This window comes from Kitasatospora sp. NPDC059577, from assembly GCF_042735475.1.
In the GTDB taxonomy this organism is placed as follows: domain Bacteria; phylum Actinomycetota; class Actinomycetes; order Streptomycetales; family Streptomycetaceae; genus Kitasatospora.
This window is the reverse complement of the sequence record NZ_JBHWBZ010000010.1, coordinates 140,264-155,659: the sequence shown is the minus strand read 5'-3', so window position 1 is coordinate 155,659 and position 15,396 is coordinate 140,264. Positions and strand designations below refer to the sequence as shown.

The window sequence follows — 15,396 nt, the reverse complement described above, 5'->3', positions numbered from 1 at the left end:
AAGGAGTTCCGTTGACCCTGTTCGTGCGGCTCGTACCCAAGGACGTACTCGGTCGTGCCGAGGTCGACAGGCTCGCGGAAGAAGCCGGTTGGGATCTCCACTCGACGAGTGAGAGCAGCGACGGCTCCCCCTTCCAGAAGATCTGGCTGACGCCCGACCGCGGTGCGGCCGTCTACTGGATCGAGGACGATCTCCTTCAGGTCCACTACTTCCTGATCGCGGGCCTGGACCGGGAACCGACCGTCGAATTCGTCCGCGGGCGAATCGACGTGCACGACAACGAGACCATGACGGAGCTGTTCGACAGCACCCGGGACGGCGTCGCCCTCATGAACGCCCTGCGGATGCTTTCCGTCCATTGTTACGGCCCGTTCGACCCGGACATGTTCGCCCTGTTCCGCTGGTCGATGAACGATCCCGAGCCGCTCGTCCGACGGATCGCCGTCTTCTGCGCCGGGCGGGTCGACTGGGAGGAACTCCATCCCCTGTTCGTGTTCCTCCGGGAACACGACCCGGAGGAGAAGGTCCGGGACCAGGCTCGCGCCACCATCGCGGAGCGCGACCGCCGGGCCTCCCCGGAGAAGGACTCCGACGGGGAAGGAGGGGACGCGTGACCGGCTACACCGACGCCCCCAAACCCATCAGGTCCGGGCTGGTCATCGTGGATCCGCAGCGGGGGACTCCGCAGCGGGTCATCGTGCTGCAGTTCAATCCGGACAGCCTGGAGCGGTCGTTGGCGCCGCAGGTGGCGGGGGCGGACGGGAGTGGGGACCGGACGGAGGCGTTGCGGCTGAAGGGGCCGGCCGTCGAGACGTGGAAGTTCACCGCGGAGCTGGACGCCACCGACCAGTTGGAGCTGCCGTCGCCGAACGGGATCCATCCGCAGCTGGCGACGCTGGAGTTGCTGGTGCAGCCGGCCAGTGCGCAGCTGCTGGCCAATCAGGCGCTGGCCGCGCTGGGCACTCTCGAAATCACTCCGATCGAGGCCCCGCTGACCCTCTTCACCTGGGGTGGCAAGCGGATCCTGCCGGTGCGGCTGACCGAACTCACCATCACCGAGGAGGCGTTCGACATCGACCTGAATCCGATCAGGGCGGCCGTCGCGATCGGTCTGCGGGTCCTGACCGTCAGTGATCTGCCGACCGGGCACCGCGGGGCGGAGCTGTACCTGGCGCATCTGGCGCAGAAGGAGCGGCTGGTCGGCACGGCGGCCGGTGGCCGGCTGAGTGCGCTCGGCCTCGGAGGGGGGTTCTGATGACCGTCGACGACCCGCTGAACGGGCTGCCCGCGCCCTCGCCGTACCCGCTGACCAGCCGGTACCACGGCGTCCCGGTGGCCTTGCGCACGACGCCGGACGGGCGGCAGGTACCGTACCTGCAGCGGAGGTTGCTGCCGAGCGCGGACGGTCTGACCCCGCTGGCCGAGCACACCGTGAGCGTCGGCGACCGCCTCGACCTGCTCGCGAACCGCTACCTCGGCAGCGCCGACCAGTGGTGGCGGATCGCCGACGCCAACCCGGTGGTCGATCCGCGGGAGTTGACCGCGACGCCGGGTCGGCGGATCACCATCGCGCTGCCCGGCGCGGTGCCGGGGGTGGGCAGTGCCTGACCCCTCGGCCGTCACGGGGGGCGGGCCGGTCGGGTCGATCCGTCTCAGCCTGCTGATGGGTCCGCAGATCCCGGTGCCGGTGCCGCAGCCGGTGACGGACGCCCTGCTGTCGGCGCAGGTCACGGTGGCGTCCGGGCAGCGCAGTGGGTTCCAGCTCGCCTTCGACCTGTCGAAGCAGGGTCTGATCAACACCGCGCTGCTGCCGGGCGGCTTCTTCGACCCGAAGACCAGGGTCGTGCTGATGGTGACCGTGACGGGCACCCCGACCGTACTGATGGACGGTGTGATCATCCGCCAGGAGGTGGGCATCAGCAACCAGCCCGGCCAGTCCACGCTCACCGTGACCGGCGAGGACCTGACGGTGCTGATGGACCTGGAGGAGCAGGCCGGGGTGCCCTTCCCCGCGATGTCCCCGGCGGCCCGGGTCACCGCGATCATCGGCAAGTACGGGCAGTACGGCATCCTGCCGCTGGTCGTCCCCGAGCTGGTGCCGCAGACGCCGATGCCCACCCGGCGGATCGACTTCCAGAAGGGCACCGACCTCGGGTACGTCAGCGAGCTGGCGAAGGCCAACGGTTACGTGTTCTACCTCGACCCGGGCCCGGTCCCCGGGATGAGCCGCGCCTACTGGGGGCCGGAGAACCGGCTCGGCGTCCCGCAGCACGCGCTGAACGTGAACATGGACGCGCTGTCCAACGTCGACCAGCTGACGTTCGCCTTCGACGGCACGGCCCGCGAGGAGCCGGAGGCCCGCATCCAGCTCCCGGCGACCAAGGTGTCCTCCGTCCTGCCGGTGCCGGAGGTCAGCATCCTGCGCCCGCCGCTGGCGCTCAAGCCCGCGCCGGCGCTGAAGAAGAAGGTCATCGCCGACACCGCCAAGAAGGACACCGGCCAGGCCGTCGCCGAGACCATCGCCAAGGCGATGCAGTCGGCGGACGCCGTCTCCGGCTCCGGCCAGCTCGACGTCGTCCGGTACGGGCACGTGCTGCGGCCGCGCGAGCTGGTCGGCGTCCGCGGCGCCGGGCTCACCTACGACGGCCTGTACTTCGTCAAGAGCGTCACCCACAACCTCAAGCGCGGCTCGTACACCCAGAACTTCACGCTGACCCGCGAGGGCCTGATCGCCCTTCAGCCGACCGTCATCCCCTGATGCTGCAGCAGGAGTTGCCCGCATGGCCGAACCGACCCGCTACCTCGGCAAGTTCCGGGGGACGGTGGTGAACAACGCCGACCCGCTCGGGATCGGCCGCATCCAGGCCCAGGTGCCCGACGTGCTGGGCGAGGCCGTGTCGACCTGGGCGATGCCCTGCTTCCCGGTGGCCGGTCCGGGCATGGGGCACTACGCGGTCCCGCCGGTCGGGGCGGGCGTGTGGGTGGAGTTCGAGCAGGGCGACCAGAGCTACCCGATCTGGACGGGCTGCTGGTACGGCTCCGCCTCGGAGGTCCCGGTGGAGGCGGCGACCGGCCCGCCGGGGGCGCCGAACACGGTGCTGGAGACCACCGGGCGGCGGGTGATCGTCCTGTCCGACGACCCGACCACGGGGATCACGCTCCGCACCCCGAGCGGGGCCTCGATCGTGATCAACGACTCGGGCATCCAGATCAGCAACGGCCAGGGCGCCTCGATCTCGCTCGTCGGCGCCACCGTTTCCATCAACCAGGACGCTCTGAGCGTGACCTGACGGGGGAGAACGTCATGACCGGAAATCTGCTGCACGTCAATGCGACGGTGACCTGCCCGCACGGCGGCCAGGTGACGGCCCGGCCCGCCCAGGCGCGGGCGCTGGTCGCCGGCCAGGCCGTCACCAGCACGGCCGACCAGTACACCGTCACCGGCTGCCCGTTCAACGTGGCCGGCAAGCCGCAGCCCTGTGTGACGGTCCGCTGGGTGCTGCCGTCCGCCCGGATCCGGGTGAACGGCTCCCCCGCGCTGCCGCAGTCCGCCGTCGGGCTGTGCCAGAGCGCCGAGCAGGTCCCGCAGGGGCCGCCGATCGTGACCGTCGTCCAGCAGCGGGCGGTGGGGGTGTGAACACCGGCATGAACACCGGGCCCGTGAACATCTCACAACTGCCCGCCCCGGCCCGGACGGACCTCGCGTTCCCGTTCCGGATCGACAGCCGCGGGCGCACCGCCGAGGCGGCGTACGACGACCATGTGCGCGACCTGATCGAGCAGTTGCTGTTCACCAGCCCCGGCGAGCGGGTCATGCACCCGGACTTCGGCTGCGGGCTGCTCGACCTGGTCTTCGCGCCGAACAGCCCGGAGCTGGCGGCCACCCTGCAGCTGTCCGTCCAGGCGGCGCTTCAGCGGTGGCTCGGCGACGTGATCGAGATCGCCGCGCTCGACGTGGAGAGCGAGGACAACGTGGTACGGGTCGAGCTGGCGTACGTGGTCCGCCGGACCGGTACGCAGCGGCAGGACGTGTTCGAGGGCGGGGTGGCGGCATGACCGGGCGATCCGAGGAACCGACGGCCCGGTGCGGGACGGAACCGTGCGGGACGGAGCTGCGGCGCGCCGACGTGCGCGCGGCGCACCTGCTGGGCCTGGACGGCGCCGAGCCGGAGGACGACGGACGCACGCTGACCGTGACCTTCCTCGGCCGGGCGCCGGGTGAGCTCGGCCCGGAGAACATCCGCGTCGACGGCGGCCGCCGGATCACCGGACTGCGCGCCCTCGCGGTCGAGATCGAGCGCGCGGACGACCCGGAGCTGGACGACCGGATGCACGTCACCCTCGACCGGGTCGGCGACACCTCCCGCTACCGGCTGACCGTGGTCGAGGCGGACGCCTACGGCCGGCCGGGCACCCGACCGTACCCGGGCTTCGACCCGAGGTACGCGAGCACCGGGTTCTCCTTCGGCGCCGACTGCCCCTCCCCCTACGACTGCCGCACCGAGGAGAGCTGCCCGCCCTCCGCCCCGGCGTCCGCCGTCATCGACTACACCGCCCGCGACTACGAGAGCCTGCGCCGGCTCGTGCTGGACCGGATGAGCCTGACCACCCCCGGCTGGACCGAGCGGCACCTGCCCGACCTCGGCATCACCCTGGTCGAGCTGCTCGCCCACACCGCCGACCAGCTCTCGTACCAGCAGGACGCGGTGGCCACCGAGGCGTACCTCGACACCGCCCGCCGCCGGGTGTCGGTGCGCCGGCACGTCCGGCTGATCGACTACGCCGTGCACGACGGCTGTAACGCAAGGGCGTTCGTCGCCCTGGCGACGGACCGCCCGCTCACCCTCCACCCCGGCGGCTTCCGCTTCGCCGCCGTCGACGTCAGCCGGCTCGGTCCGCAGGAACGCCCGGAGCTGTCCACGGTGATCCCCGACGAGCAACTGGACGCGCTCACCCGGACCGCGGCGGTCGAGGTGTTCGAGCCGCTCGGCGGAACGGACCTGGTGCTGCACCCCGAGCACAACACCCTGCGGTTCTGGACCTGGGGCGACCGGGACTGCGTCCTGCCGAAGGGCGCGACTTCCGCCACCCTGCGCGACGACTGGCACGAGGCCGACCGGCCCGAGGACCGCACCCGGCACCTGGCGCTGCGCCCCGGCGACCTGCTGGTCGTCGAGGAGGTGCTCGGCCCGCGCACCGGCGCCGCCGCCGACGCCGACCCCGCGCACCGCCAGGCCGTCCGGCTCACCTCGGTCACCCGTCTGGTCGACGAGCTGTACCAGCAGCCCGTGGTCGAGGTCGAGTGGGCGCCGGAGGACGCACTCTCCTTCCCGGTCTGCCTGTCCGCACGCGGCGGGAGCGACTGCGGCCCGATCACCGACGTGAGCGTCGCCCGCGGCAACGTCGTCCTGGTCGACCACGGCCGCTCGCTCACCTTCTGCGGCGGAGCCCCGGAGACCTTCGCGGTGCCGCCGGAGCCGGTCCGGGTGGCTCCCTGCGGACCGGACGGATCCGGCTGCGCGGACCGCACCGGGGGCAGCCCCGCGGCGGAGGCGATCCACGAACTGCTCGACCGGACCAGGACCGGCCGCCAGCTCGGCCCGCACCAGGTCCGCGAGCTGTACGGGCTGCTCGGCGAGGCGGCGGTCCGGCGGGCCGGGCTGAGCATCCACCTCGCGCCGGGCGCGAACGCGGAGGGCGAGGACGGCCAGGGCACCGTGGTCGAGCCGCCCACGGCCGACGCCCAGGCGGCGACGCTGGAGGCGCTGCTCGACCAGACCCGTTACCCCGTCCTGCCGCAGCCCTTCCGCCCGGTGCTGCGCTACGCGCCGGTGACCCAGGCGGCCGCCTACCCCGACCGGGCGCACGTCTGCGCCCGGCAGGCCGCCCTGCTCGCCGGCATCCCCGAACGGGTCCGCCGGCGGCTGGAGGAGCTGTGGCACCGGACGGACTGCGGCCACCCCCTCTCCCGCGCCGAACTCGCCGAACTGACCCTGCTGTTCGGGGCCCCGGTGGTACAGGAGCTGCACCTCGCCGAACGGCCCGCCGCCGGGCTGCGCGAACTGCTGGCCCGCCGCACCCGCCTGCTCGCCGCCAAACTGCGCCGCCTCGAGGTGCTCACCGCCCGGGCCCGCTCCGGCGGGGTGCTCCGGCGGCCCGGCGTCTGGGAGGTGGCGCAGAGCTGGGGCGGGCGGTACGCCTCCGGGCTCGACCCCGACTCCCCCGCGCTGGCCGGCCCGGCGTCCGGGATCACCGTCCAGGACCCCCGTGCCGCACTGCCGGCCGTCCGGGCCACCGCCGGGGGCCAGGAGTGGACGCCCCGCCGGGACCTGCTCGCCGACGGCCCGCGCGACCGGCACTTCGTCGGCGAGCCGGAGGACGACGGCCGCCTCGCGCTGCGCTTCGGCGACGGGCGGCACGGTCAGCCGCCCCGGCCCGGCGCGGAGTTGCGGGTCGCCTACCGGATCGGCAACGGCACGGCCGGCAACGTCGGCGCGGAGGCCATCAACCATCTGGTGGTCTGCCAGGACCAGCCGCCCCACCCCAGGGGGCCCAGCACCGTCGTACCGCCGCAGGACGCGCTGCTCCGGGTCCGCAACCCGATGCCCGCGAGCGGCGGCACCGATCCCGAACCGCTCGACCAGGTACGGCAGTCGGCCCCGCTCGCGCTGAGCCGCACCCGGCTGCGCGCCGTCACCGCCGCCGACTACGCGGAGCTGGCCGCAGCCCTGCCGGGCGTCCGGCGGGCCGCCGCCGAACTCCGCTGGACCGGCAGCGTCCAGGAGGTCCACGTCGCCGTCGAGCCGTACGGGCACGCCACCGCTGACACCGCCCTGCTCGAAGCGGTCGGACACGGCCTGGAGGCGTACCGCCGGATCGGCCACGACCTGGTCGTCCGCCCCGCCCTGGTGGTGCCGCTCGACCTCGAACTGCAGGTCTGCGCCGCCCCCGGCCACCAACGCGGCCACGTGCTCGCCGAGTTGCGGCGGGTGCTGGGCAACCGCGCCCTGCCGGACGGCCGCCTCGGCTTCTTCCACCCCGACGCGCTGGGCTTCGGCGAGCCGGTGCGGGTCTCCCGGCTGGTGGCCGCGGCCGCCGCCGTACCCGGCGTGGTCAGTGCCCGGGTCACCCGGCTGCGGCGGCAGTTCGGGCGGGACGACGGCGAGCTGGCCGACGGGCTGCTGCGGCCCGGCGCGCTGGAGATCGCCGGCTGCGACAACGACCCCGACTGGCCGGAGAACGGCCGGCTCTCGATCGTGATCGGAGGTGGCCGATGAGCGGCCAGTGCACCTGCGGCTGCTTGGGCACCGCCACCGCGACGCCGGTCCCGCTGTTCAACCCGCCCGGGCTGGACGCCATCGGCTACCGGGTCGGCAGCTACGGGGAGTTCCTCGACAGCCTGCTCGCCCGGCTGTCCGGACCCGCCTACCCGGCGCTGCGCGACCTGACCGTCCGTACCCCGGACGACCCGGCGATCGCGCTGCTGGACTCCTGGGCCGTGCTCGCCGACGTGCTCACCTTCTACTCGGAGCGGATCGCCAACGAGGGCTACCTGCGCACCGCCACCGAGGAGGTCTCGCTCACCCTGCTCGGCCGGCTGGTCGGGCACCGGCCCCGGCCCGGCGTCGCCGCCGACACCTACCTCGCCTACACGCTCGACCACGACCCGAGGGCCGCCGAGGACCCGACCGTGACCATCCCGCGCGGCGCCCGCAGCCAGAGCGTCCCCGGCCCCGGCGAGGACCCGCAGTCCTTCGAGACCGTCGAGGACCTCGCCGCCCGCTCCGCCTGGAACGAACTGGCGGTGCTGCGCCGCCGCCCGTACCAGCTGACGCCCGGACAGCTGAACCCCGGTGGCCGGGCCGAGCTGTTCGCCGCCGGCACCGCCAACAACATCAAGCCCGGCGACCGGCTGCTGTTCGTGTTCAGCTCCGACAAGGCCGCCGACCCGGTCCACCGGGTGCTGCGGCTGGTGCCCGAGGTGCGGATCGACCGCGAGAACGACGTCACGGTGATCGGGCTGCCCCGGGACCTGCGCACCCTCAAGGACCTGCGCGCCGAGCTGGCGGACTGGATCACCGTCTCCGAGAACGCCCCGAACCCCAGGCCCGGGCACAGCCGGATCGTCCGGGACTTCGACGACCAGGTGCTGGCCCCGCTGCGCGCCGACCTCGACCGGCCGTCCGGCCCGCTGAGCACCCCCGCGGACTTCGCCGACCGGCTGGCCCCGGTGATCGCGCGGTCGGCCGAGGCCGCCGAACTGGCGCGCTCCCAGCAGCCGGTGGCCGACTGGTTCGGACGCCTCGGCGAGGAGCTGTCCGGCCTGCGCGACCGCGCCCACCAGCTGGAGCCGCCGCAGGCTCCCGAGAAGCCCGGACCGCACCCTCCCGGCATCGGCACCGCCGACCCGGCCGTCCGCGGACTCGGCTCGGTGCTGGCGGCGCTGCGCACCGCCCCCGCCCGGCCCCCGCTGAGCGCCCGGGACCTCGCCCGCGACCCGCAGCGCCTGTTCGCGCCCGGATCGGACCTCGGCGTGCAGTTGCTGTCCGCACTCGACCCCCGGCTGCGCGACGGCCTCTACCCCGCCTGGCGGCAGGTCGACCTGACGGCGCCGCTCGCCGTGCACGAGATCCAGGCGATGCGGGTGGTCGCCACCCCGTTCGGCGCCACCGCGCCGCTCAAGCCCGTCTACGGCAACGACGGCCGGATCGACCGCTACGTGGACTGGCCGCTCTCCGGCAGCACGCTGATCGGCGTCCGGGTCGGCTTCGACACCGCCGGCACCGTCCCGAAGACCGCCGACTTCACGTACGTCGAGGCCGGCAGCCTGACGCACAACGGCTTCTCGCTGCCGTGGGACCACACCTTCCCCTTCGGGCCCGGACAGGTCACGATGGTCACCACCGAGCCGCCGGCGCCGCAGCCGAATCCGCACGCCACGGCCGTGCGCGCCGCCGTGCCCGCTCCCGACCAGGAGGCCGGGGTCAGCGCCACGTTCCTGGCCAAACTGCCCGAGCGCACCGTCTTCGTGTCCCGCCCGCAGGCCGACGGCCGCATCCACGTGAAGGTCGACGGCGGGCCCGGCGCCGCGCTCGACTACCAGCTCGACCCGGGCCAGGAGAAGACCGGCGAGTCCGGCGAGCTGAACGTCCGGGTCCACCGCTACACCGCCACCGACGAGTCGCCGCCCGCGGTCGAGGTGGTGTTCACCACCAAGCTGCAGCCGGTCTCCGGCACGGTCCTCACCCTCGACGCCGTGTACGACCAGATCGCGCCCGGCAGCTGGGTGGTCATCCAGCGCCCGCGCAAGGGAATCGACGGCGGCATCCCGGGCAACCGCGACCTCGCCGAGGTCATCACCCGGGTGACCGACGTACGGGTGATCTCCCGCGCCGACTTCGGCATCACCGGCAAGGTCACCGAACTGTCCCTTCAGCAGCCGTGGTCGGACGAGAAGGACACCCAGCTCTCGGACATCCGGGACGCCACCGTCTACGCCCGCGGGGGGGCGCGGGGGGGGCCGCGCCCGCCCCCGCCCCCGGCGCGGCACCGCGCCCCGGGGGCTCGACCCCCCCCCGCAGCGGCGGGGCCCCCCCCCCCCCCCCCCCCCCTCCCCGAACACGGGCACCCCCCGGACTCCCCCCGCGGCGCCCCGCGGCGGCTCGCCGACGAGCCCGTCACCGAGGAGGTCCACGGCGACCGGATCGAACTCGCCCGGCTCTACGACGGGCTGACCCCCGGCCGGTGGATCGCGGTCAGCGGCGAGCGGACCGACATCCCGAACACCACCGGGGTCCGGGGCACCGAACGCGCCATGATCGCCGGCGTCGAGCAGGGCGTCGACCCGCGCCTGCCCGGGGACACCGTCCGCACCACCATCACGCTCAGCACCCGCCTCGCCTTCCGCTACCGGCGCGACACCGTCCAGGTCCTCGGCAACGTGGTCCGCGCCACCCAGGGCGCCACCCGCGACGAGGCCATCGGCAGCGGCGACGCCGGCATCCCCGGCCAGCGCTTCACGCTGTGGCAGTCGCCGCTCACCTGGCTCGCCGCCGACACCCCCAGGGGCGCGCGCAGCACCCTGGAGGTCCGGGTCGACGGGGTGCGCTGGCACGAGGTCGACAGCCTCGCCGGGCGCGGCCCGGACGAACAGGTCTACGTCACCGCGACCACGACCGACGGCCGCACCACCGTCACCTTCGGCGACGGCGTGCACGGTTCACGCCTGCCCACCGGCCGGGAGAACGTCCGTGCCCGCTACCGGATCGGCATCGGCGAGAGCGGCAACGTCGGCGCCGGACGGATCACCCAGCTCACCACCCGCCCGCTCGGCGTCTCCGCCGTCGTCAACCCGCTGCCCGCCACCGGCGGCGCCGGACCGGACGGCCCGGGCCTGGCCAGGCACAACATCCCCCTCGCCGTCACCGCCCTGGACCGGCTGGTCTCGGTGCCCGACTACGAGGACTTCACCCGCTCCCGGGCCGGCATCGGGCGCGCGAGCGCCACCCGACTCTCGGACGGCAGGCGGGAGCTCGTCCACGTCACGGTGGCCGGGGTGGACGACATCCCGTTCACCGCCGACTCCGACCTGATCCGCACCCTGCGGTCCTCGCTCACCACCTACGGCGACCCGAAGCTGCCGGTCGAGGTCGCGCTGCGCGAACTCGTCCTGCTGGTCGTCGCCCTGAGCGTCAAGGTCGACCCGGACCACTCCTGGGACCTGGTCGAACCGGCGCTGCGCCGCGCCCTGCTCGACCGGCTCGGCTACGCCGGGCGCCAACTCGGCCAGAGCGCCCACCTGTCCGAGGTGCTCACCGCCGCCCAGGCCGTCCCCGGCGTGGACTGGGTCGAGGTCGACGCCTTCACGAGCGTGCCCGGCAGCCTCACCCCGGAGGGCCTGGAGCACCTGCCCGAGCGGCTCGCCCAGCCGCAGCCGAGCGTCCCGGCCCGACTCGCCCGCTTCGACGAACAGCGGTACCGGGTGCGGGGCCCCGAAGCGGAGACCCTCACCGAGGTCGCCGCCCGCAACGGAATCTCGGTCGCCGAGCTGCTGCGCCTCAACCCGTCCGTCACCGACACCCGGCCGCTGCCGCCCGGCCGCGTGGTGACGGTGTTCCGCGGCATCCGTCCGGCCCAACTCGCCCTGCTGTCACCGAACCTGCCCGACACGTTGATCCTCAAGGAGGTCGTCCGATGAGCGAGCGGTGGGGTCCCCCCGGCCGGAGGCCGGGGGAGAGCGAACCATCAAGCGGTGCGTGTGGGCGAATGCCCCTGCCGAGCGAAGCGAGGTGGGCGCATGACTCGTGATCCGGACGGACTGGTGGAGCTGCTGCCGCAGTGGCACCGGCTGCGGGACGCCGAGGCGGGCGAGCCGCTGCGCGCCCTGCTGGCCGTCATCGCCGAGCAGGTCGACGTCGTCCGCAGCGGTGTCGAACAGGGCTACCAGGACTGGTTCGTGGAGACCGCCGCCGACTGGGCCGTCGCCTACCTCGGCGACCTGGTCGGCTACCGGATCCTGCCCGGCTACGAGGAGGTGCTCGCCACCGGCCTGCACGGCGGGGCCTCCCCGGAACGGGCCGCGGCCCGCGACCGGCTCGCCGCCCGGCTGGCGCCGCGGCACGACGTCGCGAACACCGTCGCCAACCGCCGACGCAAGGGCACGCTCGCCCTGCTGGAGGAGCTGTCCGCCTCGGTCGCCGACTGGCCGGCCCGGGCGGTGGAGCTCTCCCGGCTGCTCGGCGGCACCCAGCCGGTGCGGCTGCTGCGCCCGGACGAGGAGCCGGCCGACCGTCAGCGGCTCAGCCGGGGCCGGCTGGTCGACGTGCGGCGCGGCGCCGAGCTGGACCTGCTCGGCGGGCCCTTCGACGGGCAGGCGCACACCGCCGACGTCCGCCGGGCCGCTTCCACCCGCCGCCAGGGCGGCTACACGCCGGCCGGTGTCGCCCTGTACGTCTGGCGGCTGAAGCCGTACCCGGTCACCCGGGCGCCCGCGTACTGCATCGACCGGGCCAGGAACCTCTACACCTTCTCGGTCCTCGGCAACGACGCCCAGTTGGTCACCAAACCCGAGCCGGAGCCGTCGACCACCCACCTCGCGACGATCGACAACGTGCCGGCCCCGATCCGGCGCCGGCAGCTCGCCGAGCGCCTGGCCGACTACTACGGGCCGGGCAAGAGCTTCGCCATCCGGCGCGACGGCGCCCAGGAGCCGGTCCCGCCCGCCGAGATCACGGTGGCCGACCTGAGCGACTGGACGTACCGGCCCAAGCGCGGGCAGGTCGCCGTCGACCCGCTGCTCGGCCGGATCGCCTTCGGTGCCCGCTCCGCCCCGCGCCGCGGCGTCTGGGTCGACTACCACTACGCGTCCGGCGACGACACCGGCGGCGGGGAGTACCCGCGCGACCGCCCGGAGGCCCGGCACCGGACGGTCTACCGGGTCGGCCCCGGCGAGCCGTACGAGCGGATCAACGACGCCTACCGGAAGTGGCGCGCCGACCAGGAGTCCGGCAGCGCGGGCGGCGCCGCCGTCATCGAGATCACCCACAGCGGCGCCTACCAGGAACAGCTGGACTTCGACCTGGCGGCCGACGACCGCCTCGAACTGCGCGCCGCCGAGGGCGCCCGGCCGGTGATCCGGCTGCTCGACTGGTACAGCAACCGGCCGGACGCGCTCAACGTCCGGGGCGTCTGCCCGGGCGGGCGGCTGGTCCTGGACGGGCTGCTGATCACCGGTCGCGGGGTCAACGTCACCGGACCGCTGGCCTCCGTCACCCTGCGGCACTGCACCCTGGTGCCGGGCTGGTCGCTGGAGCCGCACTGCGAACCGCACTCGCCGCAGGAGCCCAGCCTCGTGCTGGACCACACCACCGCCTGCGTGAAGATCGAGCGCAGCATCCTGGGCACGATCCAGGTCGTCGGCGACGAGGTCGACACCGACCCGCTGGAGATCCACCTCGCCGACAGCATCCTGGACGCCACCGGGCCCGAGCGCCCGGCGCTCTCCGGGCCCGACTGCGAGCACGCCTACGCGCTGCTGCACGCCCACCGATCCACGGTGGTCGGCGAGGTGCACACCCACGCGGTGCCGATCGCCGAGGACTGCGTGTTCACCGGGCGGCTGCGGGTGGCCCGCCGCTCGCTCGGCTGCCTGCGGTTCTGCTACGTCCCGCCGTGCTCTCGCACCCCGCGCCGGTACGAGTGCCAGCCGGACCTGGTGCGCTCGGCGGTGACCGAGCTGGTCGAGCGCGGCGAGCTGGACCCGGCGCAGGCCGCCCGGCTGCGCGAGCTGGAGGCCGAGCGGGTCCGCCCGCTGTTCACCAGCCTGCGGTACGGCACGCCCGGCTACGGCCAGTTGGCCGCCGGGTGCGCGCCGGAGATCACCCGCGGCGCCGAGGACCGCTCCGAACTCGGCGCCTTCCACGACCTGTTCCAGCCCCAGCGCGAGGACAACCTGCGGGCGCGGCTGGCCGAGTACACCCCGGCCGGCACCGACGCCGGGATCTTCCACGCCTCCTGACCCGCTCCGAGTGACTCCGAAAGGGAACCCGTGCACGCAGACTTCTCGCGCCTGACCTTCCGGCCCGGCAAGCACTACTCCGCGGTGCTGACCCAGCAGGGCCGGGTCCAGCTCGACGCCGACGCCAACGAGCAGGCCGCGATCGAGCGGTACCAGCTGCGCACGCTCGCCGCCGACCTGATCGGCCGCCGCGGCGGACCGGCCGCGGCAGCCGGGTTCGCGATCGGCTACGTGCCGGGCAACCACGAGGTGGACGACCTCACCATCGGCGGCGGCCGCTACTACGTGGACGGCATCCTGTGCGAGGCCGACCGGCCCGGGCCCGGCATCGCCGTGCCCGACGACGGCGGCCAGGGCGACGGCAGCGACGCCCGGGAGGCGCCCGCCGGCTGGACGTACTGGGACCAGCCGGACGCCTACCGGGACCAGGAGCGCGACGGCGACCGGCTGCCCGGCGAATTCCCGTTCCTGGTCTACCTGAAGGTCTGGGAGCGCAGCGTCACCGCCGTCGAGGACCCGGAGATCCGCGAGGTCGCGCTCGGTGCGGCGATGCCCGACACGGCGGCCCGGGCCAAGCTCGTCTGGCAGGTACTCGCGCTGCCCGCCTCGGAGTTGAGTGTTCCGGACGGCGGGGCGTCCCGGGTGCGGGAAGCCTTCGACGCGTGGGCCGAGGCGCACGAGCGGCCGGGCGGGCTGCTGGCCGCGCGCGCCCGGCGGCCGGAGCGGGCGAGCGAGGACCCGTGCCTGGCCCACCCCGAGGCCGGTTACCGGGGTCCGGAGAACCAGCTGTACCGGGTGGAGGTCCACCACGGCGGCTCGGCGGAGGGCTGCGCCACGTTCACGTGGTCCCGGGAGAACGGCTCGGTGGTCCTGCCGATCGCCTCGATCGAGGGCGTCTGGGTCGACCTCACCACGCTGGGCGACGACGACAAGCTCAGCCTCTCGGTCGGCGACTGGGTCGAGGTCGCGGACAGCGCGTACGTCAGCCGGGGCGAGGCGGCGAACCTGCTCCAGGTGGAGGAGACCGACCTGCCGGGGCGCCGGGTGCGGCTGTCCGCCGAACCGGTGCCGGAGGTCGGGCGGCTGGCCGAGCGCCACCCGTTCCTGCGCCGCTGGGACCACCGGGCGCCCCGCGGCCGGGACGCCCTGCCACTGGCCGGCGGCGCCCTGCAGCTCCAGGAGGGCGCCTGGCTCGACCTGGAGGACGGCGTCCAGGTGTACTTCCGACCGGGCGGTGGATACACCCGGGGCGACTACTGGCTCATCCCCGCGCGGACCGCCACCGGCTCGGTGGAGTGGCCGCAGAACGCGGCCGGCGAAGCGCTGCTCCGGGAACCGGCCGGGGTCCGGGTGCACCATGCCCCGCTCGCCTGGGTGAAGGGCCCGACCACGGTCGTCGACCTCCGGCAGACCTTCGCCCCGCTGACCGCCCCCACCCCGCAGTAGGGCCACGGCCCGCGCATCGGGTACCTCATCGGCCAGGCCCCACCCCGGGCCTGGGTGAGGCTGTCCGCCGGACACGGCACCCAGGGCTTCCACGTGGGAGAAGCAGGTCGGCACGCCGGGGTCGTCGCCGACGATCGGCCCGGCCGGGGTGCGGGACCCGAAGACGTGCGCGGCGTCCTCGATGATCCGGATGCCCCGGTCGACCAGCCGCCCGCGGACGTCCCGGGCCGCCACGAACAGATGGTCGGCGGCGGCACCGGTGAGCGCCGGGGCGGGCGGGGGGGTCTGACCCCGGGTCCGGGAAGCCCCTTGCCACTGCTGTCGAGGTCCCACCAGGTGCAGCGGATGCTGTCGTCGGTGCTGCTGACCAGCGCCTCGGCGCCGGTGACCGCCCTGATCACTCCTGGATCCACCGGTCGCGGTCCATCGCAGCC

General features: G+C 74.2%; 11 protein-coding genes. All 11 read left to right on the top strand.

Annotated elements, in window-relative coordinates:
- Nucleotides 1-11: 11 nt before the first annotated feature.
- The 11 genes from ACFV0O_RS12125 (at nt 12) to ACFV0O_RS12075 (ending at nt 14,962) form a co-directional block, all read left to right on the top strand.
- A complete protein-coding gene (locus ACFV0O_RS12125) occupies nt 12-614 on the top strand; it encodes a hypothetical protein (protein WP_380339871.1) in 603 nt (200 codons plus the stop codon).
- Complete coding sequence (locus tag ACFV0O_RS12120; RefSeq protein ID WP_380339868.1) at nt 611-1,255, top strand: hypothetical protein; 645 nt, start codon at nt 611-613, stop codon at nt 1,253-1,255. The genes ACFV0O_RS12125 and ACFV0O_RS12120 overlap by 4 nt, the downstream gene beginning before the upstream one ends.
- Nucleotides 1,255-1,608: a hypothetical protein gene (locus ACFV0O_RS12115; RefSeq protein ID WP_380339865.1), complete on the top strand. Its 354-nt coding sequence runs from the start codon at nt 1,255-1,257 to the stop codon at nt 1,606-1,608. The genes ACFV0O_RS12120 and ACFV0O_RS12115 overlap by 1 nt, the downstream gene beginning before the upstream one ends.
- 55 nt (nt 1,609-1,663) lie before the next feature.
- On the top strand, nt 1,664-2,758 hold the full coding sequence (locus ACFV0O_RS12110) for a hypothetical protein (RefSeq protein ID WP_380339862.1): 1,095 nt from the start codon (nt 1,664-1,666) through the stop codon (nt 2,756-2,758).
- Nucleotides 2,759-2,780: 22 nt separating this feature from the next.
- A complete protein-coding gene (locus ACFV0O_RS12105) occupies nt 2,781-3,290 on the top strand; it encodes a phage baseplate assembly protein V (protein ID WP_380339859.1) in 510 nt (169 codons plus the stop codon).
- Nucleotides 3,291-3,304: 14 nt separating this feature from the next.
- Nucleotides 3,305-3,637 carry a hypothetical protein gene (locus ACFV0O_RS12100; protein ID WP_380339856.1) on the top strand — a complete coding sequence of 111 codons (333 nt, stop codon included), beginning with the start codon at nt 3,305-3,307 and terminating at the stop codon, nt 3,635-3,637.
- A gap of 8 nt (nt 3,638-3,645) precedes the next feature.
- Complete coding sequence (locus ACFV0O_RS12095; RefSeq protein ID WP_380339853.1) at nt 3,646-4,056, top strand: GPW/gp25 family protein; 411 nt, start codon at nt 3,646-3,648, stop codon at nt 4,054-4,056.
- Nucleotides 4,053-7,277, top strand: coding sequence for a putative baseplate assembly protein (locus ACFV0O_RS12090; protein WP_380339850.1), 3,225 nt, complete (start codon nt 4,053-4,055; stop codon nt 7,275-7,277). Before ACFV0O_RS12095 ends, ACFV0O_RS12090 begins: the two co-directional genes overlap by 4 nt.
- A complete protein-coding gene (locus ACFV0O_RS12085) occupies nt 7,274-11,197 on the top strand; it encodes a putative baseplate assembly protein (RefSeq protein ID WP_380339847.1) in 3,924 nt (1,307 codons plus the stop codon). Before ACFV0O_RS12090 ends, ACFV0O_RS12085 begins: the two co-directional genes overlap by 4 nt.
- A 99-nt stretch (nt 11,198-11,296) precedes the next feature.
- Nucleotides 11,297-13,516 (top strand): hypothetical protein, encoded by a 2,220-nt coding sequence (locus tag ACFV0O_RS12080; RefSeq protein ID WP_380339844.1) that lies wholly within the window; start codon nt 11,297-11,299, stop codon nt 13,514-13,516.
- A 30-nt stretch (nt 13,517-13,546) separates the two neighbouring features.
- Nucleotides 13,547-14,962 (top strand): DUF6519 domain-containing protein, encoded by a 1,416-nt coding sequence (locus ACFV0O_RS12075; RefSeq protein ID WP_380339841.1) that lies wholly within the window; start codon nt 13,547-13,549, stop codon nt 14,960-14,962.
- Nucleotides 14,963-15,396: the final 434 nt, after the last annotated feature.

What these genes read in the sequence shown, in the direction of transcription:
- ACFV0O_RS12105 (WP_380339859.1), top strand. Translation starts at nt 2,781, where the DNA reads ATGGCCGAACCGACCCGCTACCTCGGCAAGTTCCGGGGGACGGTGGTG.
- ACFV0O_RS12115 (WP_380339865.1), top strand. Translation starts at nt 1,255, where the DNA reads ATGACCGTCGACGACCCGCTGAACGGGCTGCCCGCGCCCTCGCCGTAC.
- ACFV0O_RS12085 (WP_380339847.1), top strand. Translation starts at nt 7,274, where the DNA reads ATGAGCGGCCAGTGCACCTGCGGCTGCTTGGGCACCGCCACCGCGACG.
- ACFV0O_RS12080 (WP_380339844.1), top strand. Translation starts at nt 11,297, where the DNA reads ATGACTCGTGATCCGGACGGACTGGTGGAGCTGCTGCCGCAGTGGCAC.
- ACFV0O_RS12100 (WP_380339856.1), top strand. Translation starts at nt 3,305, where the DNA reads ATGACCGGAAATCTGCTGCACGTCAATGCGACGGTGACCTGCCCGCAC.
- ACFV0O_RS12090 (WP_380339850.1), top strand. Translation starts at nt 4,053, where the DNA reads ATGACCGGGCGATCCGAGGAACCGACGGCCCGGTGCGGGACGGAACCG.
- ACFV0O_RS12095 (WP_380339853.1), top strand. Translation starts at nt 3,646, where the DNA reads ATGAACACCGGGCCCGTGAACATCTCACAACTGCCCGCCCCGGCCCGG.
- ACFV0O_RS12110 (WP_380339862.1), top strand. Translation starts at nt 1,664, where the DNA reads ATGGGTCCGCAGATCCCGGTGCCGGTGCCGCAGCCGGTGACGGACGCC.